The organism is Variovorax atrisoli 110B (assembly GCF_000382045.1).
Classification (GTDB): Bacteria; Pseudomonadota; Gammaproteobacteria; order Burkholderiales; family Burkholderiaceae_C; genus Variovorax; species Variovorax atrisoli.
The window spans coordinates 444,040-463,168 of record NZ_KB907452.1; the positions used below are offsets into that span (position 1 = coordinate 444,040).

A 19,129-nucleotide genomic window follows, 5' to 3' on the forward strand; every position below is an offset into this window, starting at 1 on the left:
ATTCGAGACTGGATCAGTTCCAGGAACACCACGTAACCGGCTTTGCCGGGCCGTCGGTGTTGCCCCCTGCAAGGGGGTTGGCGAAGCGACACGAAGTGCGCGAAGACTGGGGGTGTGCCACATGACTAGTCAAGGTTCTTGCCGATGATGCGGATCAGGAACACGGCCACGATGTTGGCCAGCACCACCGCGAAGAGCGCCCCCGCCGAAGCCACGCCCACGTCGAAGTTCATGAGCGACTGCTTGAAGATCATGTAGGTCATGTTCGTGCTCTCGTTGCCGGGCCCGCCGTTGGTGGTGATGGCGATCTCGGCGAACACGCTGAGCAGGAAGATCATCTCGATCATGATCACCACGGCCATGGGGCGCGCGAGGTGCGGGATGGTGAGATAGAAGAAGCGCTGGAACGCGCTCGCGCCGTCCATGCGCGCGGCCTCCATCTGCTCGCGGTCGAGCGACTGCAGCGAGGTGATGAAGATCAGGCAGGCGAAGGGCAGCCACTGCCAGGCCACCATGATGATCACCGACAGCAGCGGCACGTCGGTGAGCCAGTCGACGGGCTGCGCGCCGAAGATGCGCCACACGTCGGCCAGGATGCCGTAGATGGGGTTCATCATCATGTGCTTCCACAGCAGCGCGTTGACCGCGGGCATGACGAAGAAGGGCGAGATCAGCAGCACGCGCACGATGCCGCGCCCCGGGAAGGGCTCGTTCACCAGCAGCGCGAGCAGCACGCCGAGCACTACGGTGATGACGATCACGCTGCCGATCAGCAGCAGGGTGTTCCAGGTGGCCGGCCAGAAGTCGGGGTCGGTGATGAAGTAGTGAAAGTTCTCGATGCCCGCGAAGGTGCGCTCGCCCGGCTGCATGAGGTTGTAGTTCACGAGCGAGAAGTACAACGTCATCACCAGCGGCACGATCATCCAGAGGAAGAGCGTGAGCACGGCGGGCGCCATGAGGGCGCGGGGCAGGAGTCTTTTCATGGGCAGTCCCTTCTTGTTGTCTCTGGCTCCTTCCCCCTCTGGGGGAAGGCAGGGATGGGGGCTGCCCGATCAGGCGCGGCGCCTATCGATGCGCCGCATGCCCCCACCCCGACCCTCCCCCAGCGGGGGAGGGAGCAAGCCCCGGAGGCTTACTTGTAGTAGCCCGCTTTCTTCATTTCACGCTCAGCCGCCGTCTGCGAAGTCTTCAATGCCTGGTCGACCGTGACCTTGCCCGACAGCGCCGCGCTCATCTGCTGCCCCACCGCCACGCCGATCGCCTGGAACTCGGGAATGGCCGCGTACTGCACGCCCACGTACGGCGACTTCGGCAGCGTGCTGTCCGTCAGGTTCGCGCTGTCGATCGCCTTCTTCTCGGCCGCGGCGAACTTGGCGACCTTCTGGAACTCTGGGTTCGCGTAGGTCGACTTGCGCGTGCCGGTCGGCACCGAGGCCCAGCCGGTTTCCTTGGCTACGAGCGCGATGTAGTCCTTCGAAGTGGCCCACTTGATGAACTTCTGCGCCGCCTCGTCCTTGGTCGAACTGGCCGGGATGGCGAGGTTCCACGACCACAGCCAGTTGGCACCCTTGGGCGTGGCGGCGGTGGGCGCCTGCGCGAAGGCCACCTTGTCGGCCACCTTCGACTGCTTCGGGTCGCTGATGAAAGAGGCAGCGATGGTCGCGTCCACCCAGGCCGCGCACTTGCCTTCGTTGAAGAGCGCGAGGTTCTCGTTGAAGCTGTTGGCCGAGGCGCCCGGAGGGCCGTCCTTCTTCATCAGGTCGACGTAGAAGGTGATGGCGTCCTTCCAGGGCTTGGTGTCGATCTGCGGCTTCCACTGCATGTCGAACCACTGGCCGCCGTTGGTGTTGACCAGCGTGGTCAGGAAGGCCATGTTGTCGCCCCAGCCCGGCTTGCCGCGCAGGCACATGCCGTAGACGCCCGCCTTCGGGTCGTTGGCCTTGTCGGCGAACTCCTTCACCTGCGCCCAGGTGGGCTGCTCGGGGAACTTCACGCCCACCTTGTCGGCCAGGTCCTTGCGGTACATGAGCATCGAACTCTCGCCGTAGAAAGGCGCGGCGTAGAGCTTGCCCTCGTTCGACAGGCCGTCGCGGATGGCGGGCAGCAGGTCGTCCACGTCGTAGGCGGCGTCGGTGGCGATGGGCTTGAGCCAGCCCTTCTTCGACCAGATCGGCGTCTCGTACAGGCCGATGGTCATCACGTCGAACTGGCCGCCCTTGGTGGCGATGTCGGTGGTCACGCGCTGGCGCAGCGTGCCTTCTTCCAGCGTGACCCACTTGAGCTTGATGTCGGGGTTGGCCTTCTCGAAGAAGGGGGTGAGCTTCTGCATCTCGATCATGTGGCCGTTGTTCACGGTCGCGATCACGAGCTCGGTGGCGGCCTGCGAGACGACGCCAGTACCGATCAGTGCGAGGACGAGGCCCGCTTTCAGAAAACGCTTCATGTTGTCTCCTAGAGGAAGTGAGCGACGCCCTCTTTCTGTCTGTCGGGTCGCCGTGCCGCGAATTCTGGAGAAGCGGGCCTGCGATTTTGGTACTGGTGCCGCCATCACCAGTACTTTCATGCATCGATTGGCTAGTGAAATCCCTAATCGATGCAATACAGCATGGAAATTGGCAAGCCAAAGGCCTCAGGCGCTGCCAAGCAGCTGGCGACGCAGCTGCGCCGCCGCGGGCGACAGCGCCCGGTCGGCGCGGGTGATCAGGCAGATCGGCGGCACCCGCACCGGCAGTTCGACCGGCACCACGCGCAGCACGCCCAGGCGGGCGTAGTGGCCGGCCTGCGAGGCGGGCATCACGGCCGCCATGTCGGAGTTCTCCAGCAAGGCGGTGATGGCAATGGGCGATGCCGTTTCGATGATGTCGAGCCGGTCGGAAATGCCCGCCTCGCGCATCGCCGCCTCGAAGCGCCCGCGCTGCGGCGAGCCCGGCGGCTGCAGCACCCACGACCAGCCCGCCATCTCGGCCAGCGTGACGTTGCCGCGCTCGAACACCGGATGGGCGGCGCGCACCACCACCACCTGCGATTCGCCCAGCAACGGCACGCTCGCGTACTTCGCCTCGTCGTGGCCGTCTGTGAGACGGCCCAGCACGAAGTCGACATCGCCCTGCTCCAGCTGCGCCTGGATCACGTCGCTGGTCTCGACGACGACCGACACCGCCACCTGCGGATGCCGGCGGTGGTATTCCACCAGCGCCGGCGCCAGCAGCTGCGGCACCGCGCCCGGCACGCTGCCCACGCGCAGTGCGCCGCTCAGCCCCGAGCGCAGGGCCAGCATCTCTTCGCGCGCGCTGCCGAAGTCGCTGAGCACGCGGCGGGCATAGCGGATCAGGATCTCGCCGTAGGGCGTGGGCTCCATGCCGCGCGCCAAACGCTCGAAGAGCTTCTCGCCCAGCGAATCCTCCAGCTGCTGCAGCAGCTTGGTGGCCGCCGGCTGGCTGATGTTCATGGCCTCGGCCGCCCGGCCCAGATGGCGATGGGTGTCGAGCCGGGCCAGCAGCAGCAGCTGGCGCGGCCGCACGAGGAGCATCAGCGAAGCGTCGGAAGGCCCTTGTGTCATGCACAAAAGTATATGAAGCCCCGGCCATTTTCGATTGGATCGCACGGGCGTTGCTCCGTACGCTTGCCCCACTACAAGCAGGAGACAAACCCGATGAAGCGTTCTTTTCTCGCCCATGCGACAGCACTGGCAGGGCTGGTAGGCCTGGCGGCGGCCGCGGTGCTGACAGCTGTGCCGGCCGGCGCACAGCAGCAGCAACAGCCCTATCCCGACAAGCCGATGCGCATCATGGTCGGCGCCTCGCCCGGCGGCGGCACCGACATCCTGGCGCGGGTGCTGGCCGACAAGTTCTCGCCCGCGCTCAAGCAGCCGGTGGTGGTCGAGAACCGGCCGGGCGCCTCCAACACCATCGCGGGCGAGCTCACCGCCCGCGCGCCGGCCGACGGCGCCACGCTGCTGCTGGCCACCAACACGGCGCAGGCGGTGGCACCGCACATCCTCAAGCTCAAGTACGACCCGCTGAAAGACCTGCAGCCCGTGGGCCTGGTGGCGGTGATGCCGAACGTGCTGGTCGTGTCCGCCAGCTCGCCCTACAGGTCGGTGAAGGACCTGGTGGCGGCCATGGCCGCGAAGCCCGGCAGCTTCAAGTACGCCTCTTCCGGCATCGGCAGCACGCAGCACGTGGGCGGCGAGGCCTTCAACCTGGCCACCGGCATGAAGTCGATCCACGTGCCCTACAAGGGCAGCTCGCAGGCGCACGTCGACATCATCGCGGGCGAGGTCGACATGATGTTCGACAGCACCTCCTCGGCCATGGGCCAGATCAAGGCCGGCAAGTTCCGCGCGCTCGCGGTGAGCGCGCCGCAGCGCTCGCCCGAGCTGCCCGACGTGCCCACGCTGGCCGAGCAGGGCATCAAGGGCGCCGACGTGTCGACCTGGTACGGCCTCTACGTCACCGCCGGCACGCCGCGCCCTGCGGTGGAGCGCCTGAGCGCAGAACTCTCGCGCACGCTGAAGCTGGCCGACGTGCAGACGCGCATCAAGGCCCTGGGCGGCGAGCCCGGCGGGCTGACTGGCGAACCCTTCGCGGCGATGAACCGGCAGGAGTTCGACCACTACGGCCAGCTCGTGCGCGACGCCAACATCAAGGCCGAATGAGGCGGCCGGACTCTCTTTCACTCTTTCCCCCTGCCCTTCCCCTTCAACCGCATCCGACCGACACCATGTCCCTTTCCTCCTCCCAGACTCCAGGCGTGACTTCCGCCAAGCCCCGCATCGCCGTGCTGCTCGGCGACCCGAGCGGCATCGGCCCCGAGATGGCGGTGAAGCTGCTCGCGCGGCAGCGCAACCTCGACGCTGCGCGCGTGCTGCTGATCGCCGACCCGGCCGTGCTCGCGTCCGGCGAGCGCATCGCGGGCGACAGGCTGAACCCGCTGCGGGTGGACAGCCTCGACTCAGTGCGCTTCGAGGACGGCCGGCCCACGCTGCTCGCAAGGGACTGGATGGAGGGCCGCGAGCCGGTGCTGGGCGAGTCGAACGAACACTCGGGCCGGGCCTCGTTCGAGGCGCTGGAACTGGCCACGCTGGCGGTTCGGCGCGGGCAGGCCGAGGGCATCCTCTTCGCGCCGCTCAACAAGCATTCGCTGCGCCTGGGCGGCCTGGTGCACGAGGACGAGCTGCGCTACATGCAGGAGCGCTTCGCGGTGGAAGGCTTCGTCTGCGAATTCAACCTCACGGGTTCGCTGTGGACTTCGCGCGTGACCTCGCACATTCCGCTGAAGGACGTGGCCAGGCACATCACGGTGCAGGGCGTGAGCGACGCGGTGAAGATCATCGCCAATGCCCTGCAGCGCGCAGGCGTGGCGCAGCCGCGCATCGCGGTGACGGGGCTCAATCCGCACGCGGGCGACGGCGGCTCCATCGGCATGGAGGAGATCGAGATCATCGCGCCCGCCATCGAACGGCTGCGCGCCGAGGGCCTCGATGCGCGCGGCCCCTTCTCGCCCGACACGGTGTTCATCGGCGCGCGGCGCGGCGATGTCGATGCGGTGGTGTCGATGTACCACGACCAGGGCCAGATCGCGATGAAGCTCATGGGCTTCGAGCAGGGCGTGACGCTGCACGGCGGCCTGCCGGTGCCGGTCGCGACCTCGGCCAGCGGCAGCGCCTTCGACATCGCGGGCAAGGGCATCGCGAAGATCGAGGGGCTGCAGCAGGCCTTCGACCTGTGCGTGCGCATGGCGGCGGGCGCGCCCGTGCGGACGCAGGCACCGTCGGCAGCCACGGCCTGAGGCATCGCGCAGGCCGCGCACCAAAGAAAAAGGGCCGCTGCGCGGCCCTTCATTGCTGGCTTGAAAAGAAGCTCAAGCTGCCGGCGGTTCGCCGTACGCGTTGGACTCCGGCTGCGTCGGCTGCACGTAGAAGTAGATCAGCACGAGGTTGACGAGCGGAATGAGGGCCAGCAGCAGCAGCCAGCCGGTCTTGCCGATGTCGTGCAGGCGGCGCGCGCCGACGGCCAGCGCCGGCAGCAGCAGCCCGAGTGCCGCGATGCCGTACACGAAGCGATGGATCAGGCTGGCCACGATGAGAACGACCAGCTGCGCGAGCACGAACCACCAGAACTCCGAGCGCGATGCACGCCCACTGAAGTCAGCGTACTTGCTCAGACATGTCTTGACCGCTGTTTGAAAATCCATTGATCGACTCCTCTTTGTGTTGGTCCCAGGGAAATTTCCCCGGGCCATCATATAGACGCGTCTTTCAACGGCAAATACAGCCGTAGGCCATAGCCCGGCTTAAAACAAAAGGCTCCGAAAAGCCTTTGCTACAGGTGCCTGATCAGCTTCGCAGCCGCTCCAGCAGGCCCGCGGTGGAGGCATCGAGCCCCGTGATGTCGCCCGAAGCGAGGCGCGGCTCGATGTCCTTGGCGAGCACCTTGCCGAGCTCCACGCCCCACTGGTCGAAGCTGTTGATGCCCCACAGCGCGCCGCTGGTGAACACGCGGTGCTCGTACATCGCGAGGAAGGCACCCAGCGCCTCGGGCGTGAGCTTCTCGAACACGAAGAAGCTGCTCGGCCGGTTTCCGGGGAAGTTCCTGTGGCCGCCCTCGTCGAGCTTGCCCACCATCAGCGCCTGGGCCTGCGCGAGCGCGTTGGCCAGAAGCTTCGGATGATGGCCTTCGAGGTCGTGCGAGGCATCGCGCACCGCCACGAACTCCAGCGGCGTCACGTCGGTGCCCTGGTGCAGCATCTGGAAGTAGGCATGCTGGCCGTTGGTGCCGGGCTCGCCCCACAGCACCGGCGAGGTGCCGAAGGCCAGTGGCTTGCCATCGGCGTCCACCTGCTTGCCGTTGCTTTCCATCTCGAGCTGCTGCAGATAGGCCGGCAGGCGCTTCAGGGCGCTGTGGTACGGCGCGATGCTGCGGCTCGTGAACTTGTGGAAGTTGCGGTACCAGACATCGAGCAGCCCGAGGCGCACCGGCAGGTTGCGCTCCAGCGGTGCGGTGCGGAAGTGCTCGTCCATCGCATGCGCGCCGGCGAGCAGCCTGCGGAAGCCGTCTGCACCGATGGCCAGCGCGATCGGCAGCCCGATGGCCGACCACAGCGAATAGCGCCCGCCCACCCAGTCCCAGAAGCCGAAGGTGGTGTCGATGCCGAACTTCTTCGCGGCTTCCACGTTGGTGGTGAGCGCGGCGAAGTGGCCCGCGATGTCGGTGCCGCCCGATTGCTCGTACCAGCGCCTGGCCGACTGCGCGTTGGTCATCGTCTCGGCGGTGGTGAAGGTCTTCGAGGCGATGAGGAACAGCGTGTGCTCCGGCGCCAGCCCCTTCAGCACGCCGGCCAGCTCGTGGCCGTCGACGTTCGAGACGAAGTGGAAGCGCTTGCCCGGCGCGGCGAATTCGGCCAGCGCCAGCACCGCCATCTGCGGACCGAGGTCGGAGCCGCCGATGCCGATGTTGACCACGTCGGTGATCGTGTGGTCGGCGCGCACCTTCTCAGCATAGGCCAGCATCGCGTCGAGCGTGGCATGGACCTCGCGCAGCTCGCTGGCCGTCTTGGGGCCCGTGGGCGCATCGGCCGGCGCGCGCAGCAGCGTGTGCAGCACGGCGCGGTCTTCGGTGTTGTTGATGTGCTCGCCGGCAAACATGGCGTCGCGGTGCGCCTCCAGGCCGCATTCGCGGGCCAGCTTGAAGAGCAGCTCCTCGGTGCGCGCGTCGATCAGGTTCTTCGACAGGTCGGCGAAGACGTGGGGCGCCTCCTGGCTGAAGCGCGCGAAGCGGCCGGCGTCATCCACGAAGGCATGGCGCAGGTCGAACTGCCTGCCCGCGGTGTCGAAGCCGGCCTGCAATTGCGCCCAGGCGGGCGCGCGGTCGCAGCGAAGGGTCATGGCCATCTTCAAGCGCCGCTTTCCTGCATGAGCTTCTCGAGCTTCACGGCGTCGGCCGCGAAGGCGCGGATGCCTTCGGCCAGCTTCTCGGTGGCCATGGCGTCCTCGTTCAGCGCGAATCGGAAGCCCGCCTCGTCGTAGCTGACCTTGGCGACGTCGGCGCCGGTGGACTTGGGGTCGAGCGCGCGCTGCAGCGGCTCGTTGCTCGCGGCCAGCTCGGCCAGCAGCTCGGGGCTGATGGTCAGCAGGTCGCAGCCGGCCAGCGCCTTGATCTGGCCGACGTTGCGGAAGCTCGCGCCCATCACTTCGGTCTTGATGCCGTGCTGCTTGTAGTACGCGTAGATCTGGCGGACCGACTTCACGCCGGGGTCGTCGGCGCCCGCGTTCGCGGCCTCGTCCCAGCTGGAGCCGGCGGACTTCTTGTACCAGTCGTAGATGCGGCCCACGAAGGGCGAGATCAGCTGCACGCCCGCCGCGCCGCAGGCCACGGCCTGCGCGAAGGAGAACAGCAGCGTCAGGTTGGTGCGGATGCCCTGGCGCTCCAGCTGGCGCGCGGCCTCGATGCCTTCCCAGGTGGAGGCCACCTTGATGAGCAGGCGCTTCTCGGTGTCGATGCCTTCGGCCTTGTAGAGGGCCACGATGCGCTCGCCGCGTGCGACGGTCGCTGCCGTGTCGAAGGACAGGCGGGCGTCGACCTCGGTGGAGACGCGACCCGGAATGATGGAGAGGATCTCGGTGCCGAAGCTCACCAGCAGGCGGTCGATGACCTCGTCGAGCGGCTTGCCGGAATGCTTTTTCACGGCGGCGTCGAGCAGGGGCCGGTACTCGGGTTTCTGCACGGCCTTGAGGATCAGCGACGGATTGGTGGTCGCATCCTGCGGCTTGGAAATGCTGAGCTGTTTGAAGTCACCGGTGTCTGCGACGACGGTGGTCCACTGGCGGAGTGCATCGAGTTGGTTCATGAAATCATTATCCTGTGCCGGTTGTGACGAGACCTGCACGCAATTGCGCGCCGGCCGATGTTTTCATGCGCACCGTAGCACGGGTTTCCGCATGGCTCCATCGGCCTGAGCCGAGTGGGGTTGTCGGTTTCTTCTCCCCTTGGCGCCCTACAGCGCCTGTGGTCCGCGGCTGACGGCCCGGCACCCGGCCTGCGGCTAGGCTTTGCCGTACTGCGAATGTCTTCAGCAGTTTCAGCAGACGCAAAGTCTTTCCCCTTCAGGAGCCCTCATGACCACTCGCCGACCTCCCGCCAACGTCAGGCCCTTCGACGACCGCCGCACCAGCAACGCGATCGGCGCGATGGCCACGGCCTTCGTCGTGGGCGGGGTGGCCACGTGGTTCGCTCTGGGCGCCGCACGCACGGCGCGTGCCCAGCTCGCAGGCCCCGCAGACGGCGCACCGCTGATGCGCGCGCCGCTGCAGGTGGTGGCGCCGGTCGACCTGGAGCGTTATGCGGGTGTCTGGCACGAGCAGGCCCGGCTGCCGAACCGCTTCCAGAAGCAATGCGCGGGCCCGGTGAGCGCCGAGTACACGCCCCAGCCCGACGGCACGGTGCGCGTGGTCAACCGCTGCGTAAGGGAAGACGGCAACTTCGACGAGGCCGCGGGCACCGCCCGCGTGGTTCCGGTGGCGGGCCAGCCCGGCGCCGGCCGCCTCGAGGTGCGCTTCGCCCCCGCCTGGCTGAGCTGGCTGCCGATGGTCTGGGGCGACTACTGGATCCTGAAGCTGGACCGCGACTACCAAGTCTCGCTGGTCGGCACGCCCGACCGCGAGTACCTGTGGGTGCTCTCGCGCGCACCGCGCCTGGACGACGCGGTTCTGCAGGCCGAGCTGGACTACGCCCGCAGCCTGGGGTTCGACACCGGCAAGGTGACGCTGACCGGCAGGTAACGCTGCAGCTGCGAGGGCAGCATGGCCGGCGAGGTGCAGTGGATGGCGTGCCAGCCGAAGGCGCGCGCTGCTTCCACGTTGGCAGCCGAATCGTCGATGAAGACGGTCTGCTCGGGATCGAGCGCGTAGCGCATCGCCAGCAGTTCGTAGATCTCGCGCTCGGGCTTGAGGAACTTCACGTCGCCCGAGAACACGCCTCCGTCGAAACGTCCCATGAAGGCATGCCGGCGCTCGATGGCGCGGGCATAGGGCGAGGGCATGTTCGACAGGTAGTACAGCCGCAGCGGCTGCCCCGCCTCGCGGTGGGCGATCAGCTGCTCGAGCATCTCGACGGTGACGCCGATGGGCTCCAGCCGCTCGCCCAGACCGTCGAGCATCGCAAACAACGGTTCGGCCGGGAGCCCCAGCCGTGCCGACATGCGGGCGATGGAATCGGCCAGCGTGCGGGTGCCGCAGTCGAAGCTGGTCCAGTCGTCGTGATGGAAGAGCGCGCGGCCCATGGCCGCCGCGGCGGCTTCAGTGGGCGCGTGTGGGGCGAGATGGGCCTGTACCAGCCGGGTGGGCTCCCATGCGAACAGCACGGCGCCCAGGTCGAAAACCACGTTCATGGCCCCATTGTTTCATGCGCCGGGCACCACGCTCACGCCATGGGCTCCCAGGGACAGGGTGGCCTGGGCGCCGGCCGCCAGCGGGCTGGACAGGTCGGTCGACACCACGAAGACCGGCCCAAGACTGGTGTCGAAGCCGTATTCGTAGAAGCTGCCGAGGTAGGCCGACTTGCGCAGCGTGGCGGGCAGGCCGCCCGTGGCCTCGGCGCCGCCGATTCGCCAGGCCTCCGGCCGTACCGCCACCTTCACCGTGCCGGGCGCCACGGCGTAGCGCGGCTGCAGGCGCAAAGGACCCAGCGCCACGCTGCCGTCGGCCTCGGCCACCGCCGGGAACACCATCGCCTCGCCCATGAAGCCGGCGACGAATTCGCTCTCGGGACGGCCGTAGAGCTGCTCTGGCGTGCCGCGCTGGGCGATCACGCCATGGTCCATCACGATGATCTGGTCGCTCACCGCCAGCGCCTCGCTCTGGTCGTGCGTGACGTAGGCCACCGTGAGCCTCAGCCGCTGCTGCAGCGCGCGGATCTCCTCGCGCATCTCGCGGCGCAGCCGGGCGTCGAGGTTCGACAGCGGCTCGTCGAAGAGCAGCACCGCGGGCTCCAGCACCAGCGCGCGCGCAAGCGCCACCCGCTGCTGCTGGCCGCCGGACAGCTCGCTGGGCAGCCGCTCGTCGAAGCCGACCAGGCCCACGCCGCGCAGGGCCTCGCGCGCCCGCGCCGCGGCCTCCTCCTTCCTCACGCCGCTCATGCGCAGCCCGTAGGCCACGTTCTCGATCACGTTCATGTGCGGGAACAGGGCGTAGCTCTGGAACATCATGCTCACGTTGCGCTCGGCCGGCCCCAGCGTGGTGACGTCGCGCCCGCCCATCAGGATCGATCCCGAGGTCGGCGACTCGAGCCCCGCGATCATGCGCAGCGTGGTCGTCTTGCCGCAGCCCGAGGGGCCGAGGATGGTGGTGAGCGTGCCCTCGGGCACTTCGAAGCTGATGCCCTTGACGGCCAGCGGCGCGTTCTTGTCGCTGCCGTAGCGCTTGGTGACGTTGCGGAATTCGATGCCGTTGCTCATGAGTCAGAGTTTCCGATTGCCGGACGCGGAAGTCCGAATTTCATTGCGCCACCACCACGGCCGAGCCCGCCCCGCGCCGCCCCAGCCTGCGCTCGCCGACCACCCACTGGACCAGCGCGATGGCCAGCGACATCAGGATCATCAGCACCGTGCAGTACGCCAGCGCGATGCCGTAGTCGCCGTTGCCCACGCGGCCGATGATGTAGGTGGTGGCCAGCTCGTTTTCCGCGGTGACCAGGAAGATCACCGCGCTCACCGTCGTCATCGCGCGCACGAAGCTGTAGACCAGCGCGGCCACCAGGGCGGGCTTCAGCAGCGGCAGCACCACCCTGAAGAGCGTCTGCGAGGTGGAGGCGCGCAGCATCAGCGAGGCCTCGTCGAGCGAGCGGTCGAGCTGCTTGAAGGCCGCCGTGCCGGCGCGCACGCCCACCGGCAGGTTCCGGAACATGAAGCACAGCACGATGATGAGCCCCGTGCCCGTGAGCTCGAAGGGCGGCACGTTGAAGGCCAGGATGTAGCTCACGCCGAGCACGGTGCCCGGTATGGCGAACGCCAGCAGCGCGCCGAACTCGAAGAGGCCCTGCCCCCTGAACTCGTTGCGCGCCAGCAGCCACGCGATGAGCAGGCCCAGCGCCGCGGTGATGGGCGCCGAGATGCCCGCCAGCTTGAGCGTGGTGAGCAGCGAGTTCCACGCCGTGCCGGCCCACACCAGACCGAACTGTCCCCATTCGAGCGAGAACGCCGTCTTGAAGTGGTTGAGCGTGAAGGTGTAGTCGCGGCCCCAGGTCTGCACGAAGCCGCCCGCGAAGGCGAAGAGGTAGACCACCGCAGTGAAGGCGATCCAGGGCAAGGCGATGCAGAGGATGGTCCGGCGCACGCCGTCGGGCAGCGCCATCGGGATGCCGGCGTCACCCTTGCCGCTGACGGTGGTGTAGTTCTGCTTGCCGAGCAGGCCGCGCTGCAGCGCGAACACGCCGAGGGCGAACAGCGTGAGCACCCAGGCCAGCGAGGCCGCGCGGCCCTGGTCGTACTGCGCGCCGACGATGGCGAAGAAGATGTCGGTCGACAGCACCGAGAACTGCCCGCCCACCACCACCGGGTTGCCGAAGTCGGCGATGCTCTCGATGAAGCCCACCAGGAAGGCGTTGGCCAGCCCCGGCTTCAGGAGCGGCAGCGTGACGGTGAAGAAGGCCCGGCGCCGGTCGGCGCGCAGCATCTGCGCGGCCTCCTCCAGGCTGGGCGCGATGCCCTGCACCACGCCGCGCATGATCATGAAGGCGATGGGCGTGAAGGCGAAGAGCTGCGCCACCAGCACGCCGGGCATGCCGTAGAACCAGCGCGTGGGCTCGATGCCGAACACGCTCTCCAGCACCTGGTTGACGATGCCCGCACGGCCGAAGAGCAGGATCAGCCCCAGCCCCACCACGAAGGGCGGCGTGATGATCGGCAGCAGCGCCAGCACCCGCAGCGCGCCCTGCCCGCGCTTGCTGCCGCGCTCGGCCATCAGCGCCATCAGCGTGCCGAGGAAGGTGGTGCCCGCCGCCGTGAGCAGCGCCAGCACCAGCGTGTTCCAGGCCACGCCGCAGCGCACGCCGCCCGCGAGACAGCCCAGCCCCCAGATGCGCTCGGTGAACACGCGGGCGACGAAGGCGGCGATCGACCACTGTCCGTCTTCGTTGAAGAACGCGCCCGACAGCGCCTTGCTCACCGGGTAGGCGATGAACAGCGCCATCAGCACGCCGCAGCCGACCACCGCGGCGGACACGAACAGGTCGCCCTTGAAAAGCCCCAGCCGCGCGATGCCGAAGGCCGCCAGCAGCACCAGCGCAGTGAGCGCCACGAAGCCGCCCGCGCCGATGCCGAACTGGTTGACCGCTAGCTCGCCGAACTGCGCGTTGAGCGCGGCCACGCTCCAGCCGCGCGCGCCGATGGTGAAGCCGGTCGCCGCAAGCCCGAGCGCGCCGATCAGGCCTCCGGCCAGCAGCCAGCGCCCCTGCGCCCTGCCCGGCGGAAGCCATGCGCCCACCGCGCACAGCAGCAGGCCGGCCAGGCCCACGAAGAGCCAGCTGCGGCCCTGCGTGGCCGCCTGCATCAGGCCGTTGGCACCTTCCGCCTGGCCGAAAACCTGCGGAACGGCCTCGTACCAGGTCGAATCCTGGATCGCATACCAGGGCAGCAGCAGGTAGCCCGCAAGGCCCAGCACGACCCACGCCCAGACCCAGCGCCGCGAGCGCCGGGCCGCCGCCAGCGACGCCGGGTTGACCGGCGCGCCTTCGATAGCACGCGCTTCCACTTACCGGGGCAGCGAGTTGACGTCTTTCTCCCAGCGCGCGATCAGCCGGCGCCGCTCCGCGCTGGCGCCGTACTTGGCGTAGTCGTAGTTGATGAACTTGATCTTCTTGAAGTCGGGAATGCGCGGATCGAGCTTGGCGTTCACGTTGCTCGGCAGCTGGAACTGCTTGTTGGCGGCGCCCAGCTCCTGCGCGGCGGGCGTCAGGGCCCACTCATAGAACTTCTTGGCCGCGTCGAGGTTGCGCGCGCCCTTGACGATGCTCATGGAGCCGATCTCGGCGCCGGTGCCGTCGCTCGGAGTGATGGTCTCGACCGGGAAGCCCTGCATCTTCTCGCCCGGGCCGTCGTGCACGAAGCTGATCGACACGGCCGTCTCGCCGCGCGCCACCGCCTTGATCGGGCCGGTGCCCGAGCGGGTGTACTGGCCGACGTTCTTGTGCAGGGCCTTGAGGTATTCGAAGGCCTTGTCCTCGCCCATGAGCTGCACCAGCGTGGCGATCATGGTGTAGGCCGTGCCGCTGGAGGCCGGATTGGCCACCTGGATGTCGCCCTTGTATTCGGGCTTGAGCAGGTCGGCCCAGGTCTTGGGCACGGGCAGCTTCTTCTTGGCCAGCAGCTCGGGGTTGTAGCCGAAGCCCAGCGGGCCCGAGTAGATGCCCACCGTCTTGTAGCCAGACTGCTTGGCCTGCTGCTGTGCCCAGGGGTGCAGCTGAGGCAGCGTGGGCGACTTGTATTCGAGCGTGAGGCCCTGCTCGGCCGCCTGCAGGTGCGGGTCGCCGGTGCCGCCGAACCAGACGTCGGTCTTGGGGTTGTCCTTTTCGGCGATCAGCTGGGCCAGGGCCTCGCCCGAGCCCTTGAGCGCCATGTTGATGCGCACGCCGGTGGTGCGGGCGTATACCGTCGAGATCACGCTGCACCATTCGGCCTGCACCGAGCAGATCACGTTGACGGTCTGCGCCGAAGCCGCAGCCGACAGGCCCAGCAGCGCTGCCATTGCAAGAAGCTTGTTCTTCTTCATCGGGTCTCTCTTCCTCTGAGCAATAAAAAAAGGCCTCGCGGCCATCGGACAGCGTAGCTTTAGTACAGGCCTGGCGAATCCGTACAAGTACCATCGTGGCTGGCGAATTCGCTTTCGCGACCAGGGCAGCCTGGCCAGGCATTCAGACAAGGAAGGAAAGTTTTCTCATGAGCTTCGATCTCGTTCTGTTCGGCGGTACTGGCGATCTCGCGTGGCGCAAGCTGATGCCCGCGCTGTTCCAGGCCTTCCGGCACGGCAGCCTGCCTCCCGACGGGCGCATCGTCGGCGTGGCGCGGGACGACCTGTCGGACGACCAGTACCGGGAGCTGATCCAGTCGCGCTTCAGCGCCGTCGAAGGCGCCAAGCGGCCCTCGCCCGAGGAGTTCAAGAAGTTCGCCTCCATGCTGCACTACCTGCGCATGGACCTCTCCAAGCCCGACGACTACGCCCGCCTGGCCGACCTGCTCAAGCAGCGCGATGCCAAGACGGTCGTGATGTACGTGGCCACCGCCCCGGCGCTCTTCACCCAGGTGGTCGAGCAGATCGCCGCGGCCGGCCTGAACGGCCCGCGCACCCGCATCGTGCTGGAGAAGCCCCTGGGCCACGACCTGGCCTCCAACCGCGCCATCAATTCCGCCGTGGGCAAGGTGCTCGAGGAGAAGCAGGTCTTCCGCATCGACCACTACCTCGGCAAGCCCTCGGTGCAGAACCTCTTCGCCATGCGCTTCGGCAATGCGCTGTTCGAGCCCATCTGGCGCCGCGAGCACATCGCCAACATCCAGATCACCATCGCGGAAGACCTGGGCGTGGAAAAGCGCGGCGCCTTCTACGACCAGACCGGGGCGCTGCGCGACATGGTGCAGAACCACGCGCTGCAGCTGCTGTGCGCGATCGGCATGGAGCCGCCCATCAACTCGCACGCCGACGCCATCCGCGACGAGAAGCTCAAGGTGCTGCGTGCGCTGAAGCCCTGGACGCCCGAGAGCCTGGGCCTGCACGCGGTGCGCGGCCAGTACACCGCCGGCACGGCCTACGGCGAGCGGGTGCAGGGCTACCGCGACGAGCCGGGCGTGAACCCCGACAGCCGCACCGAGACCTTCGTGGCGCTGCGCACCGAGATCGCCAACTGGCGCTGGGCCGGCGTGCCCTTCTACATCCGCACCGGCAAGCGCCTGGCCTCGCGCGACGCGCGCATCGAGGTCAACTTCCGGCCCACGCCGCACGCCATCTACCGCGCGCCGGCCGGCAACGTCAACAAGCTGGTGATCAACCTGCAGCCCAAGGACGGGCTGGAGCTGCACATGCTCGCGCAGGCGCAGGACAACCGCCAGCGCAGCAACGGCAACCAGAGCTCTGCCGCCCAGCTGGCGCCGGTGCAGCTCGACCTCGACTTCGACAAGCGCTTCGGCTCCGAGCGCGTGGGCGCCTACGAGCGGCTGCTGCTGGATGTGATCGACGGCCGCCTCAACCTGTTCGTGCGCAGCGACGAGCAGGAAGAGGCATGGCGCTGGGTCGAGCCGCTGATCGACAGCTGGGAATCGGACGGCGGCCCGCGCCCCTATGCGGCCGGCACCTGGGGCCCGAGCGCATCGAGCGCGATGATCGCGCGCGACGGCTTCTCCTGGGGCGAGGAGCAGTAACCCCTCCGCCCTGCCTCACACGCTCCCAGGCCGCTCAGCCGAACTGCAGGCAACGCATGCTGAGCGTGCCCGACTGGAATCCTTCGTAGACCGTCTTCGCGCGCTCGCTGCTGCCGGCGGCGCCCAGCGCGTAGAGGAAGGGGTAGTAGTGATCGGGCGTCGCCACCGCGGTGGCCGCGCCTTCCAGCTTCGCGTAGTCGACCAGCGCCCGGTCGTCGCGGCCCGCCAGCGCCGACTTCACCGCATCGTCGAAGGACTGCGCCCACGGCCGGCTGGCGCTCGGGCCGTCCGGCACGCCACGGTCGGTGGCGCGCAGGTTGTGGACCACGTTGCCGCTGCCCATCACCAGCACGCCCTTTTCGCGCAGCGCGGCCAGGTCTCGCCCCACCGCGTAATGGAAGGCGGCCGGCTTGTCGTAGTCGATGCTGAGCTGGAACACCGGGATGTCGGCCTTGGGGTAGAGGTGCTTCAGCACCGTCCATGTGCCGTGGTCAAGGCCCCACTGGTCGGTGGCGATCACCGGCGTCTGCTTCACCGCACCCACGGTCTCGCGGGCGAATGCCGGGTGGCCCGGCGCCGGGTATTCGACATCGAACAGCGCCTGCGGGAAGCCGCCGAAGTCGTGGATCGTCTTCGGCCGCTCCTGGATTCCGACACCGGTGGCGCCGCGGCTCAGCCAGTGCGCCGAGACGCTGAGAATCGCCGACGGCCGCGGCAGCTCCCTGCCCCACGCCGCCAGCCGGCGCGTGAAGCCGTTGTCGGTGATGGCGTTCATCGGCGAGCCATGGCCGATGAAGATCACCGGCATGCGCCGCGTGGGCGATCCCGCGGCCTGCACGCTGCAGGCCAGCGAGGCCAGCACCGCGGTCGCGCCGAGCGCGGTGCCCATCAGGAAGCCGCGGCGGCCAGGTTCGGGGGTCGCAAGAGTCGTCAGTGGCATGCCGGCACTCTGCAACAGTTTTCGGCGCAAGGCAGTGCCTTTGCGCACACTTTCTCGAAAGCGACCGGCGGCTGCCGCTACTTTCCGGCCAGCACGGGCGCTTCGCGCAGCGGTGCGCCCTTGACCACCAGCTGCACCACCACCGCGACGACGATGTTGAGCACGAGCGCCGCCAGCCCGGTGTAGAGCGTGTAGCTGTCCCCGCCGATCACGAAGGTGTGCACGGGCTTGATGCCGTCCGAGAACGCCAGCCAGCTGCCGCCGGCCAACCCTACGGCCCAGCCGGCCAGGAGCGCCGGCGCGCGGAACCAGCCGAAGAACAGCCCGAACACCACCGCCGGGAAGGTCTGCAGGATCCACAGGCCGCCCAGCAGCTGCAGGTCGAGCGCGAACTGCGTGGGCAGGAACAGGATGAACACCAGCGCCCCCAGCTTGACCACCAGCGACACGATCTTCGCCACCTTGGCCTCGCCCGCCGGGGTGACATCGGGCCGCACGTAGGCCTTCCAGAAATTGCGCGTGAACAGGTTGGCCGCGCCGATCGACATCACGGCCGCCGGCACCAGAGCGCCGATGGCGATGGCCGCGAACGCGAAGCCCGCGAACCACGACGGGAACAGCGCGTTGAAGAGCGCCGGCACCACGTCGTTGTTGCTCTTCACCGAGAGATGCGCCGCATAGGCCATGTAGCCCAGCAGCGCGATCAGCCCCAGCAGCACCGTGTAGGCCGGCAGGAAGACGGCGTTCTTGCGGATGGTGTTGGCGCTCTTCGCCGCGAAGATGCCGGTCAGCGTGTGCGGGTACATGAAGGCCGCCAGCGCCGAGCCCAGCGCCAGGCTCGCATACGGCAGGTACTGGGCCGGCTTGAGCGTGAGCCCGGTGGCGCCGCCCTTGGCCGCGAAGGCATCGCCGGCCACCTGGAACACGTGGCCGTAGCCGCCGAGCTTCATGGGCACCAGCACAACCGCCACCAGCACCACGATGTAGATCATCAGGTCCTTGACGAAGGCGATGAGCGCCGGCGCCCGCAGGCCCGCCGAGTAGGTGTAGAGGGCGAGGATCACGAAGGCGGCCGCCAGCGGAAGCTCGCCCGTGAGGCCCAGCGCCTTGATGACCACCTCCATGCCCACCAGCTGCAGCGCGATGTACGGCATGGTCGCGACCACGCCGGTCACCGCGATGGCCAGCTCCAGGGCCCGTGAGCCGTAGCGCCCGTACACCACGTCGGCGGCCGTGACGTGCCCGGCCTTGTGAGCGGCATGCCAGAGCTTCGGCATGATGATGAAGACGATCGGGTAGACGAGGATGGTGTACGGCAGCGCGAAGAACCCATAGGCGCCCACGGCGTACACCAGCGCGGGCACCGCGATGACGGTGTAGGCGGTGTAGAAGTCGCCGCCCACCAGGAACCAGGTGATCCAGGTGCCGAAGTTGCGCCCGCCCAGGCCCCATTCATCCAGATGGGCGCCCTTGTGGGTCGCGCCGCCGCTCTGCCATCGCGAGGCCGCGAAGCCCATCACCGTGACCAGCACGAAAAAGAAGACGAAGACCGAGAGCGCGGTCCAGTTGATCTGGCCGTCCATCATTCGTCTCCTGCGTCATACCCGCTGCGGTACACGATCCAGATCAGCAGTGCCGTGACGGGAACCCACAGCAGCTGGTACCAGTAGAAGAAGGGGAAGCCGAACAGCGCCGGCAAGGGGCTGTTGTAGAACGGCAGCCAGAGAAGCCCGACGAAGGGCAACAGGAGCAGGGCCTGCATGTGCTGTTCTCCTTGGTGTGATTTTT

At 68.0% G+C, this 19,129-nt stretch carries 17 protein-coding genes; 4 read left to right on the forward strand and 13 right to left on the reverse strand.

Annotated elements, in window-relative coordinates; genetic code table 11:
- Window positions 1-125 precede the first annotated feature (125 nt).
- From G369_RS0113145 to G369_RS0113155, 3 genes are all read right to left on the reverse strand, one after another.
- Window positions 126-983: a carbohydrate ABC transporter permease gene (locus G369_RS0113145; RefSeq protein ID WP_019654468.1), complete on the reverse strand. Its 858-nt coding sequence runs from the start codon at window positions 981-983 to the stop codon at window positions 126-128.
- 149 nt (window positions 984-1,132) lie between these two features.
- On the reverse strand, window positions 1,133-2,443 hold the full coding sequence (locus G369_RS0113150; RefSeq protein ID WP_019654469.1) for an ABC transporter substrate-binding protein: 1,311 nt from the start codon (window positions 2,441-2,443) through the stop codon (window positions 1,133-1,135).
- A 186-nt stretch (window positions 2,444-2,629) separates the two neighbouring features.
- Window positions 2,630-3,559: a LysR family transcriptional regulator gene (locus tag G369_RS0113155; RefSeq protein WP_020723060.1), complete on the reverse strand. Its 930-nt coding sequence runs from the start codon at window positions 3,557-3,559 to the stop codon at window positions 2,630-2,632.
- A 93-nt stretch (window positions 3,560-3,652) separates the two neighbouring features.
- On the opposite strand from G369_RS0113155, the gene G369_RS0113160 reads away from it, so the two are divergent.
- Both G369_RS0113160 and G369_RS0113165 read left to right on the forward strand, forming a co-directional pair.
- Window positions 3,653-4,657, forward strand: coding sequence for a Bug family tripartite tricarboxylate transporter substrate binding protein (locus G369_RS0113160; RefSeq protein ID WP_020723061.1), 1,005 nt, complete (start codon window positions 3,653-3,655; stop codon window positions 4,655-4,657).
- A 65-nt stretch (window positions 4,658-4,722) separates the two neighbouring features.
- A complete protein-coding gene (locus G369_RS0113165; RefSeq protein WP_019654472.1) occupies window positions 4,723-5,790 on the forward strand; it encodes a 4-hydroxythreonine-4-phosphate dehydrogenase PdxA in 1,068 nt (355 codons plus the stop codon).
- 72 nt (window positions 5,791-5,862) lie between these two features.
- On the opposite strand, the gene G369_RS0113170 is transcribed toward G369_RS0113165, so the two are convergent.
- The 3 genes from G369_RS0113170 to tal form a co-directional block, all read right to left on the reverse strand.
- On the reverse strand, window positions 5,863-6,195 hold the full coding sequence (locus G369_RS0113170) for a DUF805 domain-containing protein (protein WP_019654473.1): 333 nt from the start codon (window positions 6,193-6,195) through the stop codon (window positions 5,863-5,865).
- Window positions 6,196-6,337: 142 nt separating this feature from the next.
- Window positions 6,338-7,891, reverse strand: a complete 1,554-nt coding sequence (gene pgi, locus G369_RS0113175) for a glucose-6-phosphate isomerase (protein WP_026346351.1) — start codon at window positions 7,889-7,891, stop codon at window positions 6,338-6,340.
- Window positions 7,892-7,893: 2 nt separating this feature from the next.
- Window positions 7,894-8,847 (reverse strand): transaldolase, encoded by a 954-nt coding sequence (tal, locus tag G369_RS0113180; RefSeq protein ID WP_019654475.1) that lies wholly within the window; start codon window positions 8,845-8,847, stop codon window positions 7,894-7,896.
- Window positions 8,848-9,115: 268 nt separating this feature from the next.
- On the opposite strand from tal, the gene G369_RS0113185 reads away from it, so the two are divergent.
- Window positions 9,116-9,778: a lipocalin family protein gene (locus tag G369_RS0113185; RefSeq protein WP_019654476.1), complete on the forward strand. Its 663-nt coding sequence runs from the start codon at window positions 9,116-9,118 to the stop codon at window positions 9,776-9,778.
- Here the strand turns inward: G369_RS0113185 and G369_RS0113190 are convergent.
- The 4 genes from G369_RS0113190 to G369_RS0113205 are packed head-to-tail and all read right to left on the reverse strand — an operon-like array spanning window position 9,724 to window position 14,761.
- Window positions 9,724-10,386 (reverse strand): HAD family hydrolase, encoded by a 663-nt coding sequence (locus G369_RS0113190; RefSeq protein ID WP_019654477.1) that lies wholly within the window; start codon window positions 10,384-10,386, stop codon window positions 9,724-9,726. The two genes, G369_RS0113185 and G369_RS0113190, sit on opposite strands and share 55 nt — an antisense overlap.
- Window positions 10,387-10,398: 12 nt before the next feature.
- Window positions 10,399-11,451 carry an ABC transporter ATP-binding protein gene (locus tag G369_RS0113195; RefSeq protein WP_019654478.1) on the reverse strand — a complete coding sequence of 351 codons (1,053 nt, stop codon included), beginning with the start codon at window positions 11,449-11,451 and terminating at the stop codon, window positions 10,399-10,401.
- A gap of 40 nt (window positions 11,452-11,491) precedes the next feature.
- Entirely contained in the window at window positions 11,492-13,744 is a 2,253-nt protein-coding gene (locus tag G369_RS0113200) for an ABC transporter permease (RefSeq protein WP_019654479.1), read from the reverse strand.
- Window positions 13,745-14,761 carry an ABC transporter substrate-binding protein gene (locus tag G369_RS0113205; RefSeq protein ID WP_019654480.1) on the reverse strand — a complete coding sequence of 339 codons (1,017 nt, stop codon included), beginning with the start codon at window positions 14,759-14,761 and terminating at the stop codon, window positions 13,745-13,747. It lies immediately after the preceding gene.
- A gap of 167 nt (window positions 14,762-14,928) precedes the next feature.
- Between G369_RS0113205 and zwf the strand changes: the two genes are divergently transcribed.
- Complete coding sequence (gene zwf / locus G369_RS0113210) at window positions 14,929-16,401, forward strand: glucose-6-phosphate dehydrogenase (RefSeq protein WP_019654481.1); 1,473 nt, start codon at window positions 14,929-14,931, stop codon at window positions 16,399-16,401.
- Window positions 16,402-16,435: 34 nt separating this feature from the next.
- Here zwf and ygiD read toward each other — a convergent pair whose 3' ends face one another.
- From ygiD to G369_RS0113225, 3 genes are all read right to left on the reverse strand, one after another.
- The gene (gene ygiD / locus G369_RS0113215) at window positions 16,436-17,341 is read right to left on the reverse strand and encodes a 4,5-DOPA-extradiol-dioxygenase (protein WP_019654482.1); all 906 of its coding nucleotides are present in this window, start codon (window positions 17,339-17,341) and stop codon (window positions 16,436-16,438) included.
- 77 nt (window positions 17,342-17,418) lie between these two features.
- Window positions 17,419-18,924, reverse strand: a complete 1,506-nt coding sequence (mctP, locus tag G369_RS0113220) for a monocarboxylate uptake permease MctP (RefSeq protein ID WP_020723063.1) — start codon at window positions 18,922-18,924, stop codon at window positions 17,419-17,421.
- Window positions 18,924-19,103, reverse strand: coding sequence for a DUF3311 domain-containing protein (locus tag G369_RS0113225; RefSeq protein WP_019654484.1), 180 nt, complete (start codon window positions 19,101-19,103; stop codon window positions 18,924-18,926). The genes mctP and G369_RS0113225 overlap by 1 nt, the downstream gene beginning before the upstream one ends.
- Between the last annotated feature and the right edge of the window lie 26 nt (window positions 19,104-19,129).

What these genes read in the sequence shown, in the direction of transcription:
- G369_RS0113185 (WP_019654476.1), top strand. Translation starts at nt 9,116, where the DNA reads ATGACCACTCGCCGACCTCCCGCCAACGTCAGGCCCTTCGACGACCGC.
- G369_RS0113155 (WP_020723060.1), bottom strand. Translation starts at nt 3,559, where the DNA reads ATGACACAAGGGCCTTCCGACGCTTCGCTGATGCTCCTCGTGCGGCCG.
- G369_RS0113225 (WP_019654484.1), bottom strand. Translation starts at nt 19,103, where the DNA reads ATGCAGGCCCTGCTCCTGTTGCCCTTCGTCGGGCTTCTCTGGCTGCCG.
- mctP (WP_020723063.1), bottom strand. Translation starts at nt 18,924, where the DNA reads ATGGACGGCCAGATCAACTGGACCGCGCTCTCGGTCTTCGTCTTCTTT.
- G369_RS0113170 (WP_019654473.1), bottom strand. Translation starts at nt 6,195, where the DNA reads ATGGATTTTCAAACAGCGGTCAAGACATGTCTGAGCAAGTACGCTGAC.
- ygiD (WP_019654482.1), bottom strand. Translation starts at nt 17,341, where the DNA reads ATGCCACTGACGACTCTTGCGACCCCCGAACCTGGCCGCCGCGGCTTC.
- G369_RS0113190 (WP_019654477.1), bottom strand. Translation starts at nt 10,386, where the DNA reads ATGAACGTGGTTTTCGACCTGGGCGCCGTGCTGTTCGCATGGGAGCCC.
- G369_RS0113195 (WP_019654478.1), bottom strand. Translation starts at nt 11,451, where the DNA reads ATGAGCAACGGCATCGAATTCCGCAACGTCACCAAGCGCTACGGCAGC.
- G369_RS0113205 (WP_019654480.1), bottom strand. Translation starts at nt 14,761, where the DNA reads ATGAAGAAGAACAAGCTTCTTGCAATGGCAGCGCTGCTGGGCCTGTCG.
- zwf (WP_019654481.1), top strand. Translation starts at nt 14,929, where the DNA reads ATGAGCTTCGATCTCGTTCTGTTCGGCGGTACTGGCGATCTCGCGTGG.
- G369_RS0113165 (WP_019654472.1), top strand. Translation starts at nt 4,723, where the DNA reads ATGTCCCTTTCCTCCTCCCAGACTCCAGGCGTGACTTCCGCCAAGCCC.
- G369_RS0113150 (WP_019654469.1), bottom strand. Translation starts at nt 2,443, where the DNA reads ATGAAGCGTTTTCTGAAAGCGGGCCTCGTCCTCGCACTGATCGGTACT.
- G369_RS0113160 (WP_020723061.1), top strand. Translation starts at nt 3,653, where the DNA reads ATGAAGCGTTCTTTTCTCGCCCATGCGACAGCACTGGCAGGGCTGGTA.
- tal (WP_019654475.1), bottom strand. Translation starts at nt 8,847, where the DNA reads ATGAACCAACTCGATGCACTCCGCCAGTGGACCACCGTCGTCGCAGAC.
- G369_RS0113145 (WP_019654468.1), bottom strand. Translation starts at nt 983, where the DNA reads ATGAAAAGACTCCTGCCCCGCGCCCTCATGGCGCCCGCCGTGCTCACG.
- pgi (WP_026346351.1), bottom strand. Translation starts at nt 7,891, where the DNA reads ATGGCCATGACCCTTCGCTGCGACCGCGCGCCCGCCTGGGCGCAATTG.